The following is a 23,317-nucleotide window of genomic DNA, read 5'->3' on the forward strand; positions in this document are numbered from 1 at the left end:
ATTGATCTCCTAACTATATATTTTTACTTCTTCGCGTAAATTAACTGCTTCATAAACTTGATTTGCAAGAGCTTCCATCTCTAACTCGCCTGGATATACACTAACAGGAGCAATCCATTCTACATATTCTTGAATTTTATCCGTGATGAGTTGACTGTGTGCAATTCCGCCTGTTAAAAGAATTTGATCGATATCGCCTTTAAAAATAACAGCCCTTTCGCCAATTGTCTTCGCAATTTGATAAATCATTGCATCTAAAATTAAATGAGTTGTTTTATTTACGCTATATTCATTCACTAACTGTTTCATGTTATTAGTAGAACATAAATTAACGAGTCCTGCTTTCTTGCTAATAAAGTGTTGAAGTGCTTCAGGTGAATACCCACGCTCAACTCCAAATTGATAAAGCATATCATTCGGAATTGTGCCAGCACGTTCTGGACTCATTGGACCTTCACCGTATAAGCCTTCATTCACATCCACAACTTTACCTTGTAAATGCGCACCTACTGTAATACCTCCACCCATATGAACCACAATAACATTGGCTTTGTTATAAGGCTTTTGAATGGACTTTGCATATTGACGTGCAACTGCCTTTTGATTTAAAGCATGAAAAACACTTCTACGCTTAATATCCTTTATACCTGTTATCCTTGCGATATCAATTAATTCATCAACAACTACAGGATCAACAATAAATACAGGTATATTTAGTATTTCTCCTAATTTATACCCTATAATCCCACTTAAATTGGAAGCATGTACACCATATTTGAGAGATCTTAAGTCTTCATACATTTTAAAATTCACTGTATATGTACCGCCAGCTATGGGTTTAAGTAGACCGCCTCTACAAGCTATCGCATCGATACTTTGCATCCCTGGAGTCTTTTCTTTTATAAATGATTTTATGGAATCAATTCGATATGATTCTTGATCAAGTAAAGGCTTTTGTGAGATGTTCAAATCATGATGAATCGTTTCCATTGAAACACAATTTTCATCTTGATAAAAGCCTATTTTTGAAGAGGTACTACCTAAATTTATGACTAAAATATTGGTCATATATTTCACCTGCTTTATATTGCATTCATGATGCAGTATTCATGTTTTCTCAAAACTACCCTTTATATTTTACCTTAATCTAGTATTCAATTAAAAGTAATCCCCTATAAAAGTAATGACTTGTTACCCTCAAATAGTTATTTTGCAGTTTAAATCTCTAAAAACAAAATAAAAATACGACTTTCACTGACAAATGAAAATCGTACTTTTTAATTCATTAGCCTTAAACGTTATAGAAACCTGAATATCACATAATAGATTTGTATGTCATGATTTAATTTTGATACAAAAGATTAGTTATGACGAAAACCTAATATGAGTCTGAAAATGATGGATATCATAACTATGGCTATTCCAACAATTGAGAAATTGAATAGATTAGTAGGTTTCATTATAGAAGAAAACACCCAAGTTCCTAACGGCATAAATAGTATTGCAACTGAAAATATAATCCCAAAAACTCTTCCTAAATATATGTCTTCAACATTTCTTTGAGTATATGAAAAAATTTGTATGTTAAACATTGTTAAAAATAAATTGAAAATTAATGGTATGAGTAGAATCACAAAATAGTTATGTAGTAATAAGTATACAATTGGGCAAACACTTAATGAGGTTCCTGAAATTCCTAATAAAGTCATCAATTTCTGAATTGGTAGATCTTTTTTTGATATTCCTATTAGTAATGCGCCAATTATTCCATCAAAAGCTTCAGCAGTTAAAAATGAACCATATAAACCTATTGCTATATCAGGAAATATTTGATTACTAAATGGCAGTAGTAAGTTATAAGCTGCAAGAAAAAAGTTTACAAGTACAGAAAGTACAACTATCAAAAAAATCTCTTCATGGTGCAATAAATATTTAAAACCTGAAATTAAATCGTTAAAAGGATTTATTTGAAATATCTTTGCTTTTAAGAAAATCGTACTATATTCTGAGGAATTGATACTATTATTCATGAAAATAGGAACAGAAATGAATTTACTCATCCTGTTCCTATTTAGTAAAAAGTTAGATTTCAATGGAATTTTTCATATGTCTATTTTAATGTATGCAGTGCCAAAATAGCTGAATTAACTTTGTTTTGTATAGAATCTGCGCGAGACGTTAAAACAATCGGGAATTTCGATCCTAAAATTAAATTAGCCGTTTGGGCATTTGCAAAATAAGTTAATGATTTATAGAGTGTGTTGCCGACGTCAAGATGTGGAACAATCAACGCGTCAACATCACCAGCGATTTCAGATTCAATACCCTTTTCAATTGCACTTTCTTTATCAATCGCGTTATCAAAGGCGAATGGTCCTTCAACCTTTAAAAAATTATGTTGTTTAAAGTGTGCGGCAATTTCTGCAGCATCTACTGATGAAGGAATTTTGGTTGTGGGATGCTCTAATGATGATAATAATCCCACATTTAAACTTTTATAACCAATATTCTTCGCAAAGCTTTCAATATTTTCAATCATATGAATACGATCATCTATGCTAGGCTTTACATTTAAAGCAACGTCACTAATGATTAACATTTTGTGATATGAAGGAATATCGAAACATGATACATGATTTAAGAAACGTCGTTCATCCATAAATGACTTATGTTTTAGTACAAAAGATAAGATTTCTGATGATGGTAAGTTACCCTTCATTAAAACATGAGTTTGTTCTGAGTTTAAATCATCTGCACACTTCTTAAAGACATCCTCACGCTCGTGAAATGTTCGTAAGTGTATACGACTTAATAAGTCCCCTTCTATATTAAAAGAACGTATTAATTCAGTTGGATCTTTAGTACCGTAGAGCGTAACATGGCATTTTGTTTGTTTAAGCAATTGTACAATCGCAGCTATTGTTTTCTCGTCATTCGCAAATAAAACACCAATGTTACCTTGTAACTCTTTAGTATTAGAGATCAATGTTTCGAATTCCATAGTTAATCTCCCCTCATTTCAAATAGATTACAGCGCATGATTTTGCTCTATCATTTCTTTAGCATTTTCTCTTGTCAATTTCGTCACATTAGCACCAGAAATCATTCGTGCAACTTCATCTATACGATTTTCTCCAGTTAATTCTTCAACATGTGTTGTTGTTCTATCATCTTGTGATGCTTTACTGATTAGTAAGTGATGATCACTCATAGATGCTACTTGTGGTAAGTGTGAGATACATATAACTTGAATATATTCAGAAATTGCACGCATTTTTTCAGCCATTTTTTGAGCTGCAATACCAGAAACACCAGAATCAACTTCATCAAATAGTATAGCAGTTTGACCTCTAGATTTAACAAAAATACTTTTTAAAGCTAACATGATACGAGATAATTCTCCGCCCGAAGCAATTTTAGCCAAGCTTTTAAGTGGTTCACCTTTGTTAGGGCTGATTAATATTTCTATTTTTTCTATACCCTCTGCATTCGGTTCATCTAAAGGTTTGAATGAGATTTCGAGATTGGCATCTTTCATTTGTAAATTTTGAATTTCTTCTACAATATGATCTCTTAGTTCACGCGCCACTTTTCTTCTTTCTTTTGAAAGCATTTGACCTTCTTTATTTAATTGTTTTTGTAACTGAGTAATCTCTTCTTTTAAGTTTGCTGTACTTTGCTCATAATTTTCTATTTTGTTAATTTCATCATCTAGTTTAGCTTGATACTGAATTAAACTAGAAATATCTTTACCGTATTTTCTTTTAAGATTATTTAGTAAATTCATACGAGATTCTAGTTCATTTAAATACTGTTCATCAAATTCTGTATTTGATAATTCATCATACAACTCATGCTTAGCATCCTCTAACGTATAGTAAAATTGGTCGACTTGCTCTTTAAGTTCGGTGAACTTTTTAGGAATAATTTCATCAATGTTCGCAAGTTGCAGACTCAATTCATATAAACGATCCGGGATAGCTTGTTCATCTGTTAAAGTTGCATGTGCAGCATTTAAAGCCAAACTTAAATTTTCAGAATTCTGAATGCGTTTAATATCAGCTTCAAGTTGTTCAACTTCGCCTTCTTGTAAATTGGCTTCAGATAGTTCATCAGCTTGGAACTTCATTAGATCTAACCTTTGTAATAAAGCTTGATCAGCAGATTCCAACTCATCGAGTTCACGTGTTTTATCTTTAAAAGTTTGATACGTATTTTGATATTGTTTTAAAATATTATCATATTTGCCATCTGAATATGAATCAATCAGTTGAAGATGGTACTTTTGTTTTAACAGTGATTGTGTCTCGTGTTGACCATGGATATCAAGTAATTCTTGCATAATTAAACGTAAATCATGCAATGTTACTGTTTGGTTATTTACTTTGCACAAACTTTTACCTGAACTGAAGATCTCCCTTTTAACGATTAAGAAATCTTCATCAGCATCAACTTCTAATTCGTTCAAGGTTCTAATCACTTCGGGATTATTATCAATATTAAAGATACCTTCTATGGTTGCTTTTTTTTCGCCATGACGAACAAAATCTGAAGATGCACGCATGCCTATAAGTTGTCCAATAGCATCGATGATAATAGATTTCCCTGAACCTGTTTCACCGCTTAATACGGTTAATCCGTTTCCAAAGTTAATTTCTAATTCATCAATGATAGCAAACTGTTTAATTGTTAGTGTTTGTAACATGGCTTATCGCTTCCTTATAACAAATTAAAAATACGTGTTTTGATAGCATTTGCAGCATCCTCATCGTGACAAATGAGTAAGCAAGTATCATCACCACAAATAGTGCCGAGTACTTCATCCCAATCGATTTGGTCTAAGATAGCACCGATTGATTGAGCATTACCTGGAAGTGTTTTTAATACTAATAAATTACCTGTACCCTCAATATTTACAAAGGAATCCATTAAATAACGTCCAAGTTTCTCTAACGGATGGTATTTTCTATCATTTGGCAAACTATAAATATATTGACCTGTCGGTGCAGGTACTTTGATTAACTGTAATTCTTTAATATCTCGTGAAACCGTTGCTTGTGTCACATTCAGATCAAATGAATTTAAACGTTTTACTAATTCATCTTGAGTTTCAACCTGCTCAGTGGATATGATTTCTCTAATTTTTATGTGTCTTACTGATTTTTTAGCCACTTTTCTTACACCTCAAATTACGAATATTTATACATTCATAGTATCACATGTTCAAACAAAATGCTTTTATTTTCTTCTTATATCGCTTATTAATATCCAACAATAGTGCATATTTATAAAAGTTCATAAATAGAAATAAGCTAAGTCTAAATTGAATATTAGGACTCAGCTTATAATTTTAGTGATCACGTTTATAGAACAACTGTGTCAGACTTTCAAGCTCAGTTGTATCATATTGTTTATCAGATAATTGTTTCAAACATTGGTTCGCTTGCTCAACGTGATATTGAAGTCGTTGTTCTGTTTTTTCTAGACCAAGTAAAGTCACATAAGTGCTTTTATGATTTTTCTCATCGCTGCCAACAGGCTTACCTAATTTTTTAGCATCTCCATAGACATCGAGTAAATCATCTTTAATTTGGAAAATTAAACCTAAATGTTCACTATACGTATCAAGAATCTCGGATACTTCAGTATCAACTTTTGCGATTGTTGCTGCGGCATTGATTGCGAAAGACAATAAAGCACCGGTTTTTTCACGATGGATTTGTTGTAAAGTCTCTAAAGATATTTTTTTATTTTCACTTTCCATATCTAATGTTTGTCCGCCAATCATACCTAAATGACCACTCGCATCAGAAAGTTGGGATGTTAAAGCTACTTTAGTTTCAGCATCAATTGCATTATCTGTGCATATTAAGTTAAAAGCTTTTGTTAATAACGCATCCCCAGCTAATAATGCTTTCCACTCACCGTATACTTTATGATTTGTTAATTTGCCTCTACGATAATCGTCATCATCCATAGCAGGCAAATCATCATGTATGAGCGAGTATGTGTGCACCATTTCTAACGCTAATGCGGTACGAATACCCTTAGTGTAAGTATGGTTTTTAGACAGCATTTTTAAAGTTTCTAATAATAGGACTGGTCGTATACGTTTTCCTCCAGCTTCAAGAGAATAACGCATACTTTCTTCTAAATTAGTGCCAAGAGCTGAATCAGGAATTGTTTCTATTAATTGTTGGTTGATTAGTTCAATCATTTTATTCATTTTCATTCTCAGCTGATGTCTCAGCTTGTTCTCCATCATTAGATTTCATGAGTTCATTTACTTTCTTTTCAGCATTTTTCAATGTTTCATCACAAGATGCTGAAAGCTTCATTCCTCTTTGATATAAGTCTAATGCTTCTTCCAAAGAAACTGTTTCATTATCTAATTTTTTTACGATGTTTTCTAACTCTTCCATCATATTTTCGAAACTTTGCTCATTACTCATCTTTATTGCACCTAACTTTCTTAACTATTGCATCAACTTCGCCATCTTTCATGGTTAAACTGATGTGGTCATTAGTTTTTAATGATTGCGTACTTGTAATAACTTGTTCATCTTTATTGACAATCGTGTAACCGCGCAACATTGTATTGGTTGGACTTAAATTATTTAAATTTTCTAATCGCTGTGCCAACATCGTTTTAGCATTACTCAAAATATTATTTATTGATTTGTTTAATACCTTATCAAGTTGAGATTTGTTTAAAATAGCTTGTTGCGTATGTTGTTTTAAATCTCTAACGTTTATGCGACTGTTTAGCAAATCAATACGTTGTCGTAAATGAGTCAAATGATTAGTCATCGCAAGACTTAGTTGTTTTTCTAATTCATCTCGTCGTTGGATTTGTTGATCATACAACAACGATGGCTGTTTAAATTTATAATAAGAAGCTACATGTTCTAAATGTTTTTTCTTATTATTAATTAATTGGACGATGTGTCTGGATAGACTTAACTCTATTTGTTTGATGTATTGTGTCAGCTCAACTTGATCAGGTGTTGCAATGACAGCAGCTTGAGTTGGTGTAGCAGCCCTTACATCAGCTACAAAATCGCTTAATGTGAAATCTGTTTCGTGACCTACTGCTGAGATAACAGGAGTTTGTGTATTAAAGATTGCTCGTACTACATCTTCTTCATTGAAATTCCATAAATCCTCAATAGATCCTCCGCCACGTCCTAAAATGATGACATCTGCACCAAGAGTATCAGCATATTGTAATTTTTCTACAATATCATTTTTAGCTTGTTCGCCTTGAACTAATGTACTAATTTGAATTTGTTCTACTAATGGAAATCGACTGTTTATTGTAGAGTGAATATCTCGTATTGCCGCACCTGTACTCGCGGTAAGCACTGCAATTTTTTTAGGGAACTTAGGTATCGGCTTTTTGTGGCTCATATCAAATAAACCTTGCTTAGTTAAGGCCTTTTTAAGTTCTTCTAGACGTTGATATAAGTTGCCAATTCCGTCTAAATGCATTTTATTTACATAAATTTGATAATTCCCACGTCTTTCGTAAACACTCACGCGTGCTTCTATTAAAACTTCATCACCTTCTTTGGGTGTGAAATCTAGTTTATTAGCTTGTGCTTTAAACATCATAGCGTTTACGACGCTATTATTATCTTTTAAATTAAAATATAAGTGACCGCTACTATGACGTTTAAAGTTAGATAATTCACCTTTTAATAAAACCGATTGCAGATGCGGATCTTGGTCGAATTTATATTTGATATATTTAGTTAAGGCTGTAACGCTTAAATAATCGGACATACTTATCACTCTATCCTATTGATTTAAATTACTTAATACACCGTTGATAAAACGATAATGGTCTTCGTCACTAAATTGCTTAGCAAGTTCAACAGCTTCGTTAATAACCACTTTTGGTGGTGTATCACTATGCTCTAGTTCAAAAGCTGCAATTCTTAAAATGATACGGTCTGATTTCAATAAACGAGAGATTTTCCAATCTTTTAAATTCTCTTGGATTTTTTGATCGAGTACAGGTTCATGATCTTTTACGCCTGATACTAACCAATGAATAAAATCGAATTCTAAATCTGGGTAATCATCTTTAATAAAATTAATGGCTTCATCTATAGATAAATCTGTATTCTTCATTTCAAGTTGAAACAGTGCTTGAAATGCTTGGCTTCTTGATTCTTTACGACTCATTGAGCGTGCTCCTTTGTTACTTATTTCTTGTTATTTTCAACTTCAATATGCGTAATATGAACGTTGACTTGTTTAGGAACTATAGTTGTCATATTGCTGAGGGAATTGAAAATTGTTTGTTGAATTTTCAATGCTGTTTGAGAGATGTTGATACCATACTTAAACTCACAGAATACATCTATATAAATTCCATCTTCTTTTGTTTCAAGTTTAATACCTTTAGTTAAATTTTTACGATTCAACTTTTCAGGTGAAGCATTTTTGATTTCAGCAAAGTGTCCAGTTAATCCATCTATTTCAGATGTTGCAATACTTGCAATTGAGATTAGTACTTCTGGAGAAATTTCTACTCTGCCTAAATGTGCATGTGTATCTTCGGATACTTTAACCATGTGAATGCCTCCTTCTTAATCTTCTTTCATAATATCATTTTGCTCTAAGAATTTAGTGCTATATTGTCCACTATTGAAAATTTCGTTTTCTAATAAACGAATATGGAATGGTATTGTTGTGTCTATGCCTAATACTAAGAACTCGCTTAAAGCACGTAGACCTGCCATAATTGTTTCTTCACGTGTAGGTTCATGCACAATTAATTTAGCAACCATAGAATCGTAATAAGGTGGAATAGTATAGTTTGTGTAACAAGCTGATTCTATTCTTACTCCGTAACCGCCTGGTGCTAAATATTGTGTGATTTTACCTGGTGATGGCATAAAGTTTTTATAAGGGTTTTCAGCGTTAATACGAAATTCCATTGCATGACCATTGATTTTAATATCATCTTGAGTGAAAGGCAATGGCTCACCCATAGCAACTAATAATTGTAATTTGACTAAATCAATCCCGGTTACCATTTCTGTAACAGGGTGTTCAACTTGAATCCTAGTATTCATCTCCATGAAGTAATATTCATCAGTATCTAAGTCATAAATATATTCAATTGTACCTGCATTTTCATAGTTTACTGCTTTAGCAGCTCTGATAGATGCTTGACCCATTTCATGTCTTTTTTCAGGAGTTAATATAGGTGACGGTGCTTCTTCGACAAGTTTTTGCATTCTTCGTTGAATTGTACAGTCACGTTCTCCTAACTGAATCACATTACCAAACTGGTCACCAATAATTTGGAATTCGATATGACGGAAATTCTCAATGAATTTTTCAAGATAAAGTCCGCCATTTCCAAAGGCAGTTTCTGCTTCTTGTTGTGTCATTTTGTAGCCATTTTCTAATTCTTTTTCATCTCTAGCTACACGAATACCTTTACCACCACCGCCTGCAGTAGCTTTAATGATAACGGGATAACCGATTTCTTCCGCTGTTTTCTTAGCGTCTTCGATTGAATCTACTAGTCCGTCACTACCTGGAACAACTGGTACGTTTGCGTTAATCATTTCATCTTTGGCTACGTCTTTGATCCCCATCTTTTGAATAGATTCGTAACTTGGACCAACAAACTTAAGTTGACACGCTTCGCATAATTCTGCAAAATCCCCATTTTCTGCTAAGAATCCATACCCAGGATGAACTGCATCGCATCCAGTAGAAGTAGCAATAGATAAGATATTTGGAATGTTTAAATATGAATCTTTAGATTGTGTAGGACCCACACAGTACGCTTCATCAGCAATTTGAGTATGTAGTGCTTCTTTATCCCCTTCAGAATAAATTGCAACTGTGTGTAACCCTAAGTCTTTACACGCTCTGATGATTCTAACGGCAATTTCACCGCGATTGGCAATTAAAACTTTTTTCATAATTATTTCACCTTAAATAACGGTTGGCCATACTCTACCATTTGTCCGTCTTCAACTAAGATTTCAGTAATTTCCCCAGAAACTTCTGCTTGAATCTCATTAAATAACTTCATAGCTTCTAAAATACATACTGTTGAATCGTTTGATACAGTATCCCCAACTTTTACATAAGCTTCTTCTTCTGGTGACGGTGATTTATAGAATGTTCCTACCATTGGTGCGTTAATTGTTTTCCCCTGATCAGCTTCTGAATTTGCAGCAGAAGAAGCTTCGCTGACAGCTGAATCATTTTGAACAGGTGCTGGCGCAGCTGCTTGTGCAGGGAAAGCTTGTTGAGAAATTTGTGGTGTAATGATTTCTCTTTCTTTTTCTTTCTTTAAATTAATGATACTTCCCTTGTTATCTTCTATATTAATTTCAGTAAGATTTGAATTATCTAGTATTTCAATTAATTCCTTGATTTCTTTAAAATTCATAGTACTGCTCCTTCAGATTGTTTTTACTCTTCTTGTATATTTTACTTGACTGAAATTATCAATTCAAGCATATCACTGTAACTTTAAACTTTCTCATCGTGTAATTTAACGATAATAAAATAAAAGAACCCCTTTCATTCATCGAATCCATCAGCATAAAATTGCTGATAATCATTAATGGATAGGATGTCAGAAAAGGGGTGATTTAAAATTTAGGCTCTTGAAACGTAACTGCCGTCGCCAGTGTTGATTACGAGAACGTCTCCTTCGTTAACGAATAGAGGCACGTTAAGCGTATATCCAGTCTCTACTGTAGCTGATTTAGTTGCACCAGTTGCAGTATCACCTTTAATACCAGGCTCAGTTTCTGTTACAGTAAGCTCAACAGTTTTTGGTAATTCAACACCAATCGTTTCGCCTTCATAAGTTTGGATTTGAACTTCCATGTTTGCTTTCAAGTATTTTAATGCTTCTTCTAAATAATCTCCAGGCAATTCAGTTTGTTCAAATGTTTGATTGTCCATAAATACATGTGTGTCACCATCTGCATATAAATATTGCATACGGTGGTTTTCAATCATTGCTTGTTCTACTTTTTCACCTGCGCGGAATGTTTTTTCTTGAATTGCGCCAGTTCTTAAGTTTCTTAATTTAGAGCGAACAAATGCTGAACCTTTACCTGGTTTTACATGTTGGAAATCAATAACTTTCCAAATACCATTATCAACAGATATTGTTAAACCTGTTTTAAAATCATTAACCGAAATCATTCAGTTTCCTCCTCATATACGCTTTCATTATAAAATAATAAGGTCTTTTGTGCATTTAGTAAAGACTTCATTACCATTTTCTGTGATTAAGATGTCATCTTCTATTCTGATGCCACCCAGTCCCTCTATATAGATACCCGGTTCTACCGTTACGCAATTATTTGGAACTAATACATAATCAGATTGTTTTGCAAGCATTGGTTGTTCATGAATTTCTAAACCAATACCATGACCTGTTGAATGTCCGAAATTATCTCCATAACCGTAACTTGCGATAATATCACGTGCGATAGCATCTGCCTCTTTACCTGTCATTCCTGCTTTAATTTGTGCGACTGCAGCTTTCTGTGCTTCTAATACAATATTATAAGCTTCTACTAGTTTAGGATCTGGTTGGCCAATTGCAAAAGTACGTGTGATATCAGATACATAACCATTATAATATGCACCAAAATCTAAAGTGATCAACTCGCCTTCTTCAATCACTTTATCGCTTGCTACACCGTGTGGTAAAGCACCTCGATATCCTGAAGCAACGATCGTGTCAAATGAAGGGCCGCTTGCTCCTAATTTTAACATTTTACTTTCTAATTCAGCTTTTAATTCTTGTTCAGTCATTCCTGCTTTTGCGATACTTAAAATATGTTCATACGTTTTGTCTACAATATCTGCAGCTTTTTGAATCGTATCAATTTCTGATTGATCTTTAATAGCTCTGATATCTTCAATTACATTACCGACACTTTGATATTCAACGTCTGAATCATTTAATTGTTGGAATGTATCATAGCTTACGATGTGCCCTTCAAATCCTGCATATTTCACTTGGTTTTGTTCGAGAACATCTTTAACTTCGTCAATTAAACCTGCAGAACGATTCACAATTTCAAATTCAGAAGCTTGATTTGTAGCTTGATCGATATAACGGAAATCCGTGATCAAGATGCGACGCTCAGGTGTAATTACTAATGCACCGCTCGTACCAGTAAACCCTGATAAATAACGGCGGTTGTAATCAGATAATACAACTAACGCATCTAAATTTTTTTCTGAAATAATTTGATTTACTTTTTCAATTCTAGACATACATACTCCTCCTATGTCATTCTTAATCATGTAATTTTATGGAGCTGTGATAGTGACTATATCACTTTTATTATAACCAAAGTTTATCACAAAGCGCATAGAACTATAAGCTTTTATACCTTATATCAAAGAAGAATTCCCAAAAAGTATAAGAAAATTAAAGTGCAAACTGAAATATAAGAATCTGAGAACTAAATATGATAAAATATTGCTATAATATTTGCTTTTGAATTAGGAGAAGGTTATGAAAAAGAAATTTATTTCGATTATTGGAGCAACGATTTTACTAACGGGCTGCGGGAGTCAAAACTTAGGTCCACTTGAACAAAAAACTACTAAATTAAGAGATGATAATCATCAATTAAAATTAGAAAACCAAGAACTAGAGCAAAATATCAGTGATTTAAAAGATAAAGAAAAACAACTCGGCGCTGATAAAAAGAATACTAAAGAAGCAGCACAAAATAGCATGAAAACCAAAAATGCTAACGCGACATCAGATTACTATCAAAAAGTGACTGATACATTAAAGGATTATCACAAAATTGAAAGTGATGTCCAAAAGAATAAACGAAAAGAAGCTGTGGTCAGCAAACTCGATAAAATAGTCACTGATTTACAAAGTGCACATGATAAATACAAAATCGATCTTGAAAAAAGTAGTATGTCTGATAAAGATAAATCTGATAATAAAAACATTGAAGAACTTAATAATAAGTTGGTCAGTGCATTTAAAACTATCAGAGATGGTTACTCTACAAAAAGTGATAAGAAAATAAAACAAGGCCAACAAGAATTAGCACAAATTAAAGTTAGTAAAACTAATTCATAAAGCAAGAAGTATTGAAAGGTGAAAACATGCGTAAAGTATTATTTTATCTCATATTATTAATTGCGCTTATCGGGTTAATATTGAACTTAGATTCAATATTATTTTCCCTTGTAAGAACGATAATTAGCTTAGCTATTATCGCAGGTATTGCTTACTTACTGTATTTCTTCTTCTTTTTAACAAAAGATCAAAGGAAATATAAAATAGCAAAATGGAAATATAGAAACCGTCGTAAATAAAAATGAAACCCCCTGACCACCGTTTAAATAGAGGTTCAGGGGATTTTACTTATTTTCTATAAGTCCACTCTTCAGATTTGTATTTTTCTGCAAGTTCTTTTACTTCAGCTTGTTGTTCTTTAGTAAGTTCTAATGGTTTAAAGTTAATATTCAACCCTTTTTGGAATCCTTTTTCAAATGCTACTTCCATTTCTTCAATCGAAATTGTTTTATCCGAAATATCATTTATCGCAACAGCTTTATCTACAAAAGCTTGCTTCATTTTATCTTTTAAGCGGTCATTTTTAAAGATAAACATATCAAATAAGTCATCAATATCAATATCTTTTAAAATAGAACCATGTTGAAGTATAACGCCTTTTTGTCTAGTTTGTGCGCTACCTGCAATTTTTCTTCCTTCTACGACGAGTTCATACCAGCTTGGAGCATCAAAGCAAACAGAACTTCTTGGTTGTTTCAATTTTTCTCTTTCTTCTTTACTTTTAGGAACAGCAAAATAAGCGTCGAAGCCTAATAACTTAAATCCCTCTAATAAACCTTGTGAAATGACTCTGTATGCTTCTGTAACTGTTTTAGGCATATTAGGATGAGACTCAGGAACGATTACGCTATATGTTAGTTCTTTATCGTGTAACACGCCTCTTCCACCTGTTTGTCGTCTTACTAAGCCATAGCCTTTTTCTTTGACCTTTTCAATATCAATTTCTTTCTTTAATCTTTGGAAATAACCAATAGAAAGCGTTGCTGGATCCCATGTATAAAATCTGATGACAGGATCGATTTCACCTCTGGATACAAAGTTTAATAAAGCTTCATCCATAGCCATATTATAAAATGGGTCATGACTGCCCGAATTAATAAAATTCCATGTTTCTGTCAATTTTAAAATCTCCAATCACCTTGTATTTAACTATATGTATGTATATTACCATACATACAGCATATTTGATTAATATTCATGGCTGGATTTTCTTCAGTAAATATTAAATCTGATTTGCATTTTTGTACAAAATGAAATCTCGGTTCATTTCTGAGAAAAACTTTTTGATAAATGAGTGAAACAGTCTTATAATTGTAGTATCGGTAAATATAGGAGGAAGCAAGATGAATAGCTTTTGGATAATCATTTTAGCTGTTTTAGTTATTATTGCTGTATATATGTTAATCCAATTTTTCATCAATAAAAGAGCTGTAACAGAATTAGATCAAGAAGAATTCCATAAAGGTTTACGTAAAGCTCAAGTGATTGATGTAAGAGAAAAAGTTGACTATGATTATGGCCATATTATTGGTGCCAGAAACATTCCTATGACGCTTTTTAGTCAACGATTTAAAGGTCTAAGAAAGGATCAGCCTATTTATTTATGCGATGCCAATGGTGTAGCAAGTTATAGAGCAGCGCGTATTTTAAGAAAAAATGGATATAGAGATATCTACATGCTTAAAGGCGGTTACAAAAAATGGACCGGGAAAGTTAAATCAAAAAAATAGCATTATAATTAAAATGTAGCAGCGATGAATTGTCATTGCTGCTTTTTTCATGAAGAAAACCCTCGTTCATTAAAAACGAGGGTTTAATCATTATTGATATTAAAGTTTTTCTTCGTGTAAGTTTTCGAATTTCAAGACTGGATGTCTAGCTGCCTTAGTCTCATCAAGTCTATCGATTACTGTATTATGAGGTGCTTCAAGCACTTTATCTGGATCTTCTTTTGCTTCTTCAGCGATTAGAATCAATGCATCACAGAAGTAATCTAATGTTTCTTTAGATTCTGTTTCTGTAGGTTCAATCATCATACCTTCTTCCACATTAAGCGGGAAGTAAATTGTAGGTGGATGAACACCGAAGTCTAATAAACGTTTCGCCATATCTAATGTACGAACGCCTTCTTTTTTCTGCTTAGATCCACTTAATACGAATTCGTGTTTACAATATTGGTTATATGGAATTTCAAATGCATCTTTCAGACGTGCTTTAATGTAGTTGGCATTAAGCACTGCTGCTTCTGAAACTTCTTTAAGACCAATGTTACCCATTGTTCTAATATACGTATAAGCACGTAAGTAGATTCCAAAGTTACCGTAGAATGGTTTAACACGACCGATAGAATCTTTAATATCGTTGTCATATTTATAAGTGTCGCCATCTTTGATTACCATTGGTTTTGGTAAGAAGCTAGCAAGTTCTTTTTTAACTCCAACTGGACCTGAACCTGGTCCACCACCGCCGTGAGGCCCAGTGAATGTCTTGTGTAAGTTCAAGTGAACAGCATCAAAGCCCATGTCTCCAGGTCTTACTTTATCCATAATCGCGTTTAAATTTGCGCCATCATAGTATAATAAGCCGCCAGCATCATGAACAATTTTTCCAATTTCCATAATGTTATGTTCAAAGATACCTAAAGTATTAGGGTTTGTTAACATAATTGCTGCTGTATTTTCATTAACAAGAGTTTTTAAATCTTCTACGTCTACTTCGCCGTTTTCATCAGATTTAACTGTAACTGATTTGAAGCCAGCGAAAGCTGCAGAAGCAGGATTTGTACCATGTGCTGAGTCAGGTACAATGACTTCATCACGGTGACCTTCACCATTTTTTTCATGATAAGCTTTGAAAATCATTAATGCAGTCCACTCACCATGTGCACCTGCTGCAGGTTGTAATGTTACTTCATCCATGCCTGTAATTTCTTTTAATTCTTCTTGTAAGCTATGGATGATTTCTAAAGAACCTTGAATTTGAGATTCTTCTTGTAATGGATGTGCTTCAGCAAATCCAGGAATACGTGCTACTTTTTCATTGATTTTAGGGTTGTACTTCATTGTACATGAACCTAAAGGATAGAAACCAGTATCTACACCGAAGTTCTTGTTAGATAACTCAGTATAGTGTCTTACTAAGTCTAATTCTGATACTTCAGGGAATTCTGCTTTGTTTTTACGGATGAATTTATCATCTAATAATTCTTCAACTGCATTTGTATCAATCTCTTTTTTCGGAAGAGAGTATGCATATCTTCCTGCTCTTGAACGTTCGAAAATTAATGGACTTGATTTACTGACCATTAATCTCACCCACTTTCTTCACAAAAGTATCAATTTCATCTTTTGTTCTTAATTCAGTGACAGCAACTAGCATTGCATGTCCCATATCGTCATTGATTTCAGTTAAATCGAAACCGCCAATAACGCCCTCTTCTAATAATTGACCATTTACTTCTTTAACAGGTTTGTCCAACTTAATAACGAATTCATTATAAGATGTACCTGGTAATACTTCTACACCTGCTTTTTCAAACTCTTTCTTAGCATAGTTAGCATTTTCAAAGTTTTGTTCAGCAATATCTTGAATACCTTGTTTTCCTAGAGCTGACATAGCAATTGAAGATGCTAGAGCATTTAAAGCTTGGTTTGAACAGATGTTTGAAGTTGCTTTATCACGACGGATATGTTGTTCACGCGCTTGTAGCGTTAAAACGAAACCACGGTTTCCATGATCATCATTCGTTTGACCAACTAAGCGACCTGGGATTTTACGCATTAACTTTTTAGTTGTTGCGAAGAAACCACAGTGTGGTCCACCGAATTGACTTGGAATACCAAATGGTTGTGTATCACCTACAACAATATCTGCACCGAATTCACCTGGAGGTGTTAACAAGCCAAGTGAAAGTGGATTTGCATAGACAATAAATAATGTCTTTTTACTTTTAATAAATGATTTAACTTTTTCTAAATCTTCGATAGAACCATAGAAGTTAGGATACTGAACAGCAACAGCTGCTGTATCTTCATCAATAGCTGCATCTAATTTTTCTAAATCAGTTACAGTACCGTCTAGATCAACTTCTACAATTTCATATTCACTTCTAACTTTTGAATATGTGTGAAGTACTTGTAATGCTTGATAATGCAAGCCTTTAGATACAACAATCTTATTCTTTTTAGATTGACTTAATGCTAAAATACATGCTTCAGCAAATGCTGTGATTCCATCATACATAGATGAGTTTGCAACATCCATACCTGTTAATTCACAAATTAAAGTTTGGAATTCAAAGATTGCTTGAAGTTCCCCTTGTGAAATTTCTGGTTGGTAAGGCGTATAAGCTGTATAGAATTCTGAACGTGAAATCATAGCATCTACAACAGCTGGTGCATAATGGTCATAAACACCCGCACCTAAGAATGAAGTATGATCTTCTTTTGTAATGTTTTTATTAGCAACTCTGCTAAGACGTTTGAATAAAGTAGTTTCATCTTCTCCATTTGGAATATCTAACTCTCTATCCAATAAAATTTCTTTTGGCACATCTCCAAATAATTCTTCAATTGAGCTTGCGCCGATTGTTTCTAACATTTCTTTTTTGTCTTTTTCAGTTAATGGTATATAACGATGACTCACCACTGCCACCCCTTCATTAAATTATTTACTGATTTGATTTTTCTTGACAATTTTAGCTTTGACTTGACGTTTTCTTACTTGAACGATGACTTCTTTGCCCATTTCGAATTCATCACGGTCAATCATTGCTAATGCAATGCCTTTTCCAGTTGCTGGCGATTGCGTACCAGATGTAACTTGCCCAATTTTGTTACCTTCTAAGTCTAGCACATCATAGCCAGTTCTTGGGATACCTTTTTCGATCATTTCTAAACCAACTGATCTAAGTTTTGCTCCATTTTCTTTTTGATCTTTTAACACGTCTTTACCAATGAAGTCTGCTTCAATCAATGGTTTAGCAGCAAATGCAATACCACCTTCATAAGGTGTGATATCTTCTGATAACTCTTGTCCATGTAGAGGTAAACCTGCCTCTAAACGTAAAGTATCACGTGCACCTAATCCAGCTGGTTTTAAATCAGCATTTTCTAAAAGACCATCCCAAATATCTACGACGTCTTTAGAGTCGCAATAAATTTCAAAACCGTCTTCACCAGTATAACCTGATTGAGATAAGATAACATTTTTTCCAAAGATTTCAACATCTTTTTTGAATTCGAAAGGTTTCATTTCAGAAACATCTACATCAACCAAGCTTGCAACATAGTCGCGTGCTTTTGGTCCTTGAACTGCTAATTGACCGTATTGATCAGAAACATTTTCAACATTTACATCAAATTTGTCTGAGTGAGATTTAATCCACTCATAGTCTTTATCTGTATTTGCAGCATTAACCACTAATAAAAATTTATTATCATCTAATTTATAAGTGATTAAATCATCAATCACGCCGCCTTTTTCATTGCAAAGTGCAGTATATTGCGCTTTGTTATCTGATAATTGATCTGTATCATTTGAAAGCACATATTGAATGAATTCTGATGCTTCTTTGCCTTCAATTAACACTTCGCCCATATGGCTGACATCAAAGATTCCCATAACTTCCCTTACTGCGTTATGTTCTTCTTTGATACTAGAAAATTGAACAGGCATTGCCCATCCACCGAATTCAACAATTTTTGCTCCGCTTTCAATAAAACGGTCGTATAATGGTGTCTTTTTTAAGTCGTTTGACATCTTGCAACCCCCTATATGTGATTAAATATTAAAAACAGGATAGCAAAGCCAATTGCTATCCTGTAGTTACCTTCAGGAATGCGTCACAGTATTATCCTTTTGCCTGAGAGATTCGATATAACATCTTGCACCTTCGGCGATGAATACAAGCTAAAACACAAATAATGTTTTAGATAATTCATTCTCTCCAATACTGATCATTCGCTATAATGATATTCATCAAATTTTGATGTAATAAACTCAAATCATTGTCTGTATCCATTCTGCTGAATGCGATTTCATTATATCGTGAAACCCTTGATAAATACAACCTTTTTAATTCATCGAATGCTTTATTTGCAGCGTTAGGTCGATTACTATCGTTTTTAATTCTATCGTATATAAGTTGAATGCTTGCATCTAACCAAATTATAAATTTATAGTGGGATAAAATTTCCATAGAATCAGGGCTTTCAATCACACCCCCACCAGTAGAAATGATGTCATATTCATTAATAGCTTCCTGTAAATATTGTGTTTCTAATTTTCTGAAGCCGCTCTCCCCTTTTAATTCAAAGATTTCAGGGATTGTTTGATGTGTTCGCAATTCGATAAGTTGATCTAAATCAATAAAGCTCTTACCCTCTTTTTCAGCGATATATTTTCCTAATGTTGTTTTGCCCGTTCCCATAAATCCTATAAAAATAATGGGTTCTTTTTTAACTTCCTTGTTTTTCATATTTCTCATCCTTCTCAACAATTTGTTCTAGTTGTTGTTTGTAGTAGATGTTAAGGTTGTGTATTGTCTTTAATTTTAAGCTATATTGATAGCTATAGGAAGTCAAAATAAGAATAAAAATCATAAAAATTATTGTTGTAAACGGTAACAGGTAACCTTTCAGATTATAAGTATAGTACTTTGTAATATTTTTCTTCGTTTTCAATCAGAGTCATTTCCACCTTTAAGTATTTATCGTCAATTTTTGTTACTTTGAAATCACTTATATCCTGTATCAGCGTTATATTTCCGCGTGAATTTATATTTTTATAAATTTTCCGATTAGAAAAGATATACGCTGTTTGTTTGCTATCTTCTTATAACGTTATGCGTCTATTACTGACATTGATTTTATCTATTGGTATATGTTTAATCTCTCTAGATATGTCTTGTGCAAAAAATTCATAGTGAATCAAAGATGCATCATCCATGTGTTTATTTAATGTTTTTACAGATTTGAATAAAGGTGGTATTAGACTCATTGTAATTGAAAAAATACATAACGCAAAAATCATTTCGATGAATGTAAAGCCTTTAATTCTTTTTTGATTTAACTTTAAAACAGTAGTGACTATCAGTTTCATTGCTTTTAATACAAATAGATTGTTCAATCTTTTCAATGGTATAATGCTCCAGTTGTATCCCTTGTTGAATTTCATTTATGTTAAAACGATTAATTACCGTTATTAATGTGCGATACATATCTGCTTTTTCAATTTCTTTACGAAACTGTAAATGCTGATTAATTAATACAGGTAAGAAAATTAGAAGTAAAGTAATGATAAGAGAAAACGAAGTCAATGCATCAAGCATAAAAGATCCCTTGATATAATTTTTACTACGATGTCTTTTCAATTCTTAAACTTCCTTTCTCAATATGGAAAATAAAGCGAAATGTTGTTTGATTAAACTTAATGTAAACAGATCCAAACCGATTAAACTCACCTTCTGGACTAATAACAACAATATCCATATTGTTACTTCTTACTATTTCTCCTTTTGTGATTGTTATATAACTTACTTGATGATTTTGATTTATTACTTTGATTCTATTGCTGCCACGATTAAAAAATAGTATAACATCATCATGATTTTTAATAGCAGTAGATTTCATGTATATTATTTGCGCAGCAAGATTTTTAGCTAATAATTCATTTTCCACGTCTTTTAAATGTGTTGGGCTTTTAACATTTAAACTTAGATATGTTAAAAGGCTAATAATCGCAAGAACTAGCAAAGTTTCAATCATAGTAAAAGCTTTCATGACTATTGACTAACGGTAGCTTCGCCGTCGCTGATTGTAATCGTTTTTCCGGATTTACATGTTTTTTGACCTTCTTTTAAAAATCCTTCACTAACTAATTCATCGATTGAAGAAGGCGCTCTATTTTTATTGAGAGTAAAAGCTTCTATTTGGCTATTCACCATTTTTTGTTGTGCTTCACACCCAGTATCTTGAACATGCTTAGATTGTTTAGCGATATTTGGAATAATGAGTATCAATAAAACACTGATAACTAAAAGAACTAAAAGCATTTCTAGTAAAGTAAATGCTCGTAAATATTTATGTTTTAAGTTTTTGACAAGGTTTTTCATAGGTTTCTCCTTCTTTGTTATTTGATGGATTGAAGCATGTCGAACATTGGCAACATAATGACTAGATAAAGTGAGATAATTAGAAATCCTAGCAATAAAAAGATAACTGGTTGAATAAACTTTATTTGTTTGTTCATTTGACGCTCGATTTGACTTAGAAGAATCTGTGCGTAGATGCTTAATTCTATATCAATTTTTCCGCTCTTTTCACCTTGTTCAATAAAATGAATAAGTTCTTCTTGAAAACAACCAACTGCTTGTAAAATTTCAGGTAATCGCATCCCTTTTTCAATATTTTTAATCATGAAATCACCAAGGTAATTTAAAAACAAATCAATCTTCTGTTCTGTGTAAATATTTGATATCTGCTGTAAAACAATACCATTTCGAAAAAACAACGATAATTCATTTGTAATTTGATAAGTTTTAAAGAGCTTGTAGTAGGTGTTGATGAATGGGAGTTTAATAATAAATTTGATACGTTTTTCTATTGGCAGCTTTCTTATATATTGGAATAGAATTAGGAAAATTATTGATAAAAATGCAATAAGGGAAAGAATGATGTGAGGAAAATGTTGGATTGTATAATTGAGTATCTTTAAAAGCGGAGACAATTGAATGTCCATTGTGGTATATATTTGTTGGAATTCAGGTAGTATAAAATAATTGATACCAAACAGCATGCATATAAATACACCTATTAGTATCACAGGATATTGAATTGTTTTGATCAAGCGCTGTTTTGATTCGCATTTCTGTTTTAGAAATGTATATGACTCAGTTAAGCTGTCAGACAGCCTTCCGAACTTTTCGGAAAAATATATTTGAGTCACAATAGTTTGAGGATAGTTTAGAAACGAGAGGATAAAATGACAATTCTTACCATCTTTTAAAGATTTTATAATCGTATGGCGCGTTTCTTTATCTTTATAATCAATGTGCATATTCAAGAATTCAAATGATTCTATCAAAGTAAATCCATGATCAAGTAATATTTTCAATCTGTTTAATAATATGAGTTGATCTTTGTCACTTATTTGTTTCTTATTACGAATCTTGGAATTAAGTATATCTTTTAAACACTTCTTCACAAATAACGCCTTCTTTGTTCATCTGACTAAGTACTTTGCTTAATTTTATAAAATGTTTGGGCAGCATATGATTGTTTTTAAAAAAGTATTGAATATCTGATTGATATAATGTCTCATATGCTAGTTCACGATGTCCTGATTGATTTGTAACTAGCCTTTGATTTGATATTAAGGCTATGGCTTGTTGCGCCTCTTGCGCCTCTTGCGGTGTTATGCCCATTTCTAGTAAACGTAACAAGGCACCCTCGCAATCATTAGAATGTAATGTAGACAACACCAAATGTCCGCTTAATGAGGCTTGAATAACACATTTAGCAATAGATGCTTCACGAATTTCTCCGATAAGGATAATATCTGGATCACATCGTAAAATAGCTTTGAAAGAACTTTCATAGTTGATACCGGCTTTTTCATTTACAGAGATTTGAGTTATCCCAGGAATCCTCTTCTCTACTGGGTCTTCGACTGTAATAATGTTTAGGTTTAATTTTTCTTTCGCAAAAGAAACCATTTCATACATCATAGTACTCTTCCCTGAACCCGTTGGACCTGTAAATAAAATTAAACCTTGTTTTTTATTCATTAAGTGATGAAAGTGTTTTGGACCTTCACATTCAAATTCTTGAGTAAAATACTGTGGGGAAACTCTAATAACGCAGCTTTCCATTCCTAATGAGAGCGGCAAAGTAGATACTCTTAAATTGTAAAGCATTTGATGCTTGAAAGTTGTTTGGCCACTTTGTGCTTGGTGATAAGTAGAAACATCCAAGCCAGATAAGAACTTCATAAAAGTAAGTAACTTCTGATACGTTGTAATCTCAATGGATTCATAATTTAATAACATATCATTAACTCTGAACTTAATAAGTACGGCATGTTCTATTGGTATAAAATGAATGTCTGATACGCGTTGTGCGATTGCGTCGATTAAAATTTTTTCAAATAGCCTTTTCATAAAAAATCACCTCCTACATATACAAACGTAGGAGGTGAGAATAT

The 23,317-nt window shown here is 32.9% G+C and carries 28 protein-coding genes and 1 riboswitch; of the genes, 3 read left to right on the forward strand and 25 right to left on the reverse strand.

All coding sequences use genetic code 11. From position 1 onward, the window contains the following. Window positions 1-9 precede the first annotated feature (9 nt). The 14 genes from buk to CD112_RS11805 all read right to left on the reverse strand — a co-directional run bounded on the left by buk (window position 10) and on the right by CD112_RS11805 (window position 12,282). Complete coding sequence (gene buk, locus CD112_RS11740) at window positions 10-1,068, reverse strand: butyrate kinase (RefSeq protein WP_103364370.1); 1,059 nt, start codon at window positions 1,066-1,068, stop codon at window positions 10-12. A gap of 293 nt (window positions 1,069-1,361) precedes the next feature. After that, window positions 1,362-2,060, reverse strand: coding sequence for an MFS transporter (locus CD112_RS11745; protein ID WP_142380812.1), 699 nt, complete (start codon window positions 2,058-2,060; stop codon window positions 1,362-1,364). Between the two features lie 50 nt (window positions 2,061-2,110). Beyond that, window positions 2,111-3,001 (reverse strand): phosphate acyltransferase, encoded by an 891-nt coding sequence (locus tag CD112_RS11750; RefSeq protein ID WP_002481015.1) that lies wholly within the window; start codon window positions 2,999-3,001, stop codon window positions 2,111-2,113. A 27-nt stretch (window positions 3,002-3,028) separates the two neighbouring features. Next, entirely contained in the window at window positions 3,029-4,705 is a 1,677-nt protein-coding gene (gene recN, locus CD112_RS11755) for a DNA repair protein RecN (RefSeq protein ID WP_103364372.1), read from the reverse strand. A 14-nt stretch (window positions 4,706-4,719) separates the two neighbouring features. Continuing rightward, window positions 4,720-5,172 (reverse strand): transcriptional regulator AhrC/ArgR, encoded by a 453-nt coding sequence (gene ahrC, locus CD112_RS11760; RefSeq protein ID WP_002481017.1) that lies wholly within the window; start codon window positions 5,170-5,172, stop codon window positions 4,720-4,722. A 178-nt stretch (window positions 5,173-5,350) separates the two neighbouring features. After that, window positions 5,351-6,226 carry a polyprenyl synthetase family protein gene (locus tag CD112_RS11765; RefSeq protein ID WP_103364381.1) on the reverse strand — a complete coding sequence of 292 codons (876 nt, stop codon included), beginning with the start codon at window positions 6,224-6,226 and terminating at the stop codon, window positions 5,351-5,353. After that, complete coding sequence (locus CD112_RS11770; RefSeq protein ID WP_002481019.1) at window positions 6,219-6,452, reverse strand: exodeoxyribonuclease VII small subunit; 234 nt, start codon at window positions 6,450-6,452, stop codon at window positions 6,219-6,221. Before CD112_RS11770 ends, CD112_RS11765 begins: the two co-directional genes overlap by 8 nt. Continuing rightward, window positions 6,445-7,785: an exodeoxyribonuclease VII large subunit gene (gene xseA / locus CD112_RS11775; RefSeq protein ID WP_057510478.1), complete on the reverse strand. Its 1,341-nt coding sequence runs from the start codon at window positions 7,783-7,785 to the stop codon at window positions 6,445-6,447. The genes CD112_RS11770 and xseA overlap by 8 nt, the downstream gene beginning before the upstream one ends. Before the next feature lie 15 nt (window positions 7,786-7,800). Further along, the gene (gene nusB, locus CD112_RS11780; RefSeq protein WP_002481021.1) at window positions 7,801-8,190 is read right to left on the reverse strand and encodes a transcription antitermination factor NusB; all 390 of its coding nucleotides are present in this window, start codon (window positions 8,188-8,190) and stop codon (window positions 7,801-7,803) included. Window positions 8,191-8,210: 20 nt separating this feature from the next. Then, entirely contained in the window at window positions 8,211-8,582 is a 372-nt protein-coding gene (locus CD112_RS11785; RefSeq protein ID WP_023015159.1) for an Asp23/Gls24 family envelope stress response protein, read from the reverse strand. 15 nt (window positions 8,583-8,597) lie between these two features. Beyond that, complete coding sequence (accC, locus tag CD112_RS11790) at window positions 8,598-9,950, reverse strand: acetyl-CoA carboxylase biotin carboxylase subunit (protein ID WP_002481023.1); 1,353 nt, start codon at window positions 9,948-9,950, stop codon at window positions 8,598-8,600. A 2-nt stretch (window positions 9,951-9,952) separates the two neighbouring features. Continuing rightward, window positions 9,953-10,426, reverse strand: coding sequence for an acetyl-CoA carboxylase biotin carboxyl carrier protein (gene accB, locus CD112_RS11795; protein ID WP_002481024.1), 474 nt, complete (start codon window positions 10,424-10,426; stop codon window positions 9,953-9,955). A 212-nt stretch (window positions 10,427-10,638) separates the two neighbouring features. Continuing rightward, window positions 10,639-11,196, reverse strand: coding sequence for an elongation factor P (efp, locus tag CD112_RS11800; RefSeq protein WP_002481025.1), 558 nt, complete (start codon window positions 11,194-11,196; stop codon window positions 10,639-10,641). A gap of 27 nt (window positions 11,197-11,223) precedes the next feature. Next, the gene (locus tag CD112_RS11805; RefSeq protein ID WP_057510476.1) at window positions 11,224-12,282 is read right to left on the reverse strand and encodes a M24 family metallopeptidase; all 1,059 of its coding nucleotides are present in this window, start codon (window positions 12,280-12,282) and stop codon (window positions 11,224-11,226) included. Between the two features lie 244 nt (window positions 12,283-12,526). Between CD112_RS11805 and CD112_RS11810 the strand changes: the two genes are divergently transcribed. Further along, window positions 12,527-13,114, forward strand: a complete 588-nt coding sequence (locus tag CD112_RS11810) for a hypothetical protein (RefSeq protein ID WP_002481027.1) — start codon at window positions 12,527-12,529, stop codon at window positions 13,112-13,114. Window positions 13,115-13,140: 26 nt separating this feature from the next. After that, window positions 13,141-13,353 carry an SA1362 family protein gene (locus CD112_RS13820; RefSeq protein ID WP_057510475.1) on the forward strand — a complete coding sequence of 71 codons (213 nt, stop codon included), beginning with the start codon at window positions 13,141-13,143 and terminating at the stop codon, window positions 13,351-13,353. 49 nt (window positions 13,354-13,402) lie between these two features. Here CD112_RS13820 and lipM read toward each other — a convergent pair whose 3' ends face one another. Next, complete coding sequence (lipM, locus tag CD112_RS11820) at window positions 13,403-14,233, reverse strand: octanoyltransferase LipM (protein WP_002481029.1); 831 nt, start codon at window positions 14,231-14,233, stop codon at window positions 13,403-13,405. Between the two features lie 224 nt (window positions 14,234-14,457). On the opposite strand from lipM, the gene CD112_RS11825 reads away from it, so the two are divergent. Next, window positions 14,458-14,844 (forward strand): rhodanese-like domain-containing protein, encoded by a 387-nt coding sequence (locus CD112_RS11825; RefSeq protein WP_002481030.1) that lies wholly within the window; start codon window positions 14,458-14,460, stop codon window positions 14,842-14,844. Between the two features lie 99 nt (window positions 14,845-14,943). On the opposite strand, the gene gcvPB is transcribed toward CD112_RS11825, so the two are convergent. From gcvPB to comGA, 10 genes are all read right to left on the reverse strand, one after another. Then, complete coding sequence (gene gcvPB / locus CD112_RS11830; protein WP_103364373.1) at window positions 14,944-16,419, reverse strand: aminomethyl-transferring glycine dehydrogenase subunit GcvPB; 1,476 nt, start codon at window positions 16,417-16,419, stop codon at window positions 14,944-14,946. Beyond that, window positions 16,409-17,758 (reverse strand): aminomethyl-transferring glycine dehydrogenase subunit GcvPA, encoded by a 1,350-nt coding sequence (gene gcvPA / locus CD112_RS11835; RefSeq protein WP_103364374.1) that lies wholly within the window; start codon window positions 17,756-17,758, stop codon window positions 16,409-16,411. The genes gcvPB and gcvPA overlap by 11 nt, the downstream gene beginning before the upstream one ends. 21 nt (window positions 17,759-17,779) lie before the next feature. Further along, on the reverse strand, window positions 17,780-18,874 hold the full coding sequence (gene gcvT / locus CD112_RS11840) for a glycine cleavage system aminomethyltransferase GcvT (protein ID WP_023015155.1): 1,095 nt from the start codon (window positions 18,872-18,874) through the stop codon (window positions 17,780-17,782). An 81-nt stretch (window positions 18,875-18,955) separates the two neighbouring features. Next, window positions 18,956-19,075, reverse strand: a riboswitch (glycine riboswitch). Next, a complete protein-coding gene (locus tag CD112_RS11845; protein WP_002481034.1) occupies window positions 19,053-19,592 on the reverse strand; it encodes a shikimate kinase in 540 nt (179 codons plus the stop codon). It overlaps the preceding riboswitch by 23 nt. A gap of 356 nt (window positions 19,593-19,948) precedes the next feature. After that, entirely contained in the window at window positions 19,949-20,215 is a 267-nt protein-coding gene (locus CD112_RS13995) for a prepilin-type N-terminal cleavage/methylation domain-containing protein (RefSeq protein WP_369122616.1), read from the reverse strand. Then, entirely contained in the window at window positions 20,166-20,486 is a 321-nt protein-coding gene (locus CD112_RS13650; RefSeq protein WP_103364375.1) for a hypothetical protein, read from the reverse strand. The genes CD112_RS13995 and CD112_RS13650 overlap by 50 nt, the downstream gene beginning before the upstream one ends. After that, window positions 20,470-20,895, reverse strand: coding sequence for a competence type IV pilus minor pilin ComGD (gene comGD, locus CD112_RS11860; protein ID WP_002481037.1), 426 nt, complete (start codon window positions 20,893-20,895; stop codon window positions 20,470-20,472). The genes CD112_RS13650 and comGD overlap by 17 nt, the downstream gene beginning before the upstream one ends. Window positions 20,896-20,897: 2 nt before the next feature. Then, complete coding sequence (gene comGC, locus CD112_RS11865; protein ID WP_002481038.1) at window positions 20,898-21,227, reverse strand: competence type IV pilus major pilin ComGC; 330 nt, start codon at window positions 21,225-21,227, stop codon at window positions 20,898-20,900. A gap of 17 nt (window positions 21,228-21,244) precedes the next feature. Further along, complete coding sequence (gene comGB, locus CD112_RS11870) at window positions 21,245-22,318, reverse strand: competence type IV pilus assembly protein ComGB (protein WP_103364376.1); 1,074 nt, start codon at window positions 22,316-22,318, stop codon at window positions 21,245-21,247. Next, a complete protein-coding gene (comGA, locus tag CD112_RS11875) occupies window positions 22,290-23,273 on the reverse strand; it encodes a competence type IV pilus ATPase ComGA (RefSeq protein WP_103364377.1) in 984 nt (327 codons plus the stop codon). Before comGA ends, comGB begins: the two co-directional genes overlap by 29 nt. Window positions 23,274-23,317: the final 44 nt, after the last annotated feature.

Origin of the sequence: Staphylococcus simulans (assembly GCF_002902285.1) — a bacterium.
In the GTDB taxonomy this organism is placed as follows: Bacteria; Bacillota; Bacilli; order Staphylococcales; family Staphylococcaceae; genus Staphylococcus; species Staphylococcus simulans.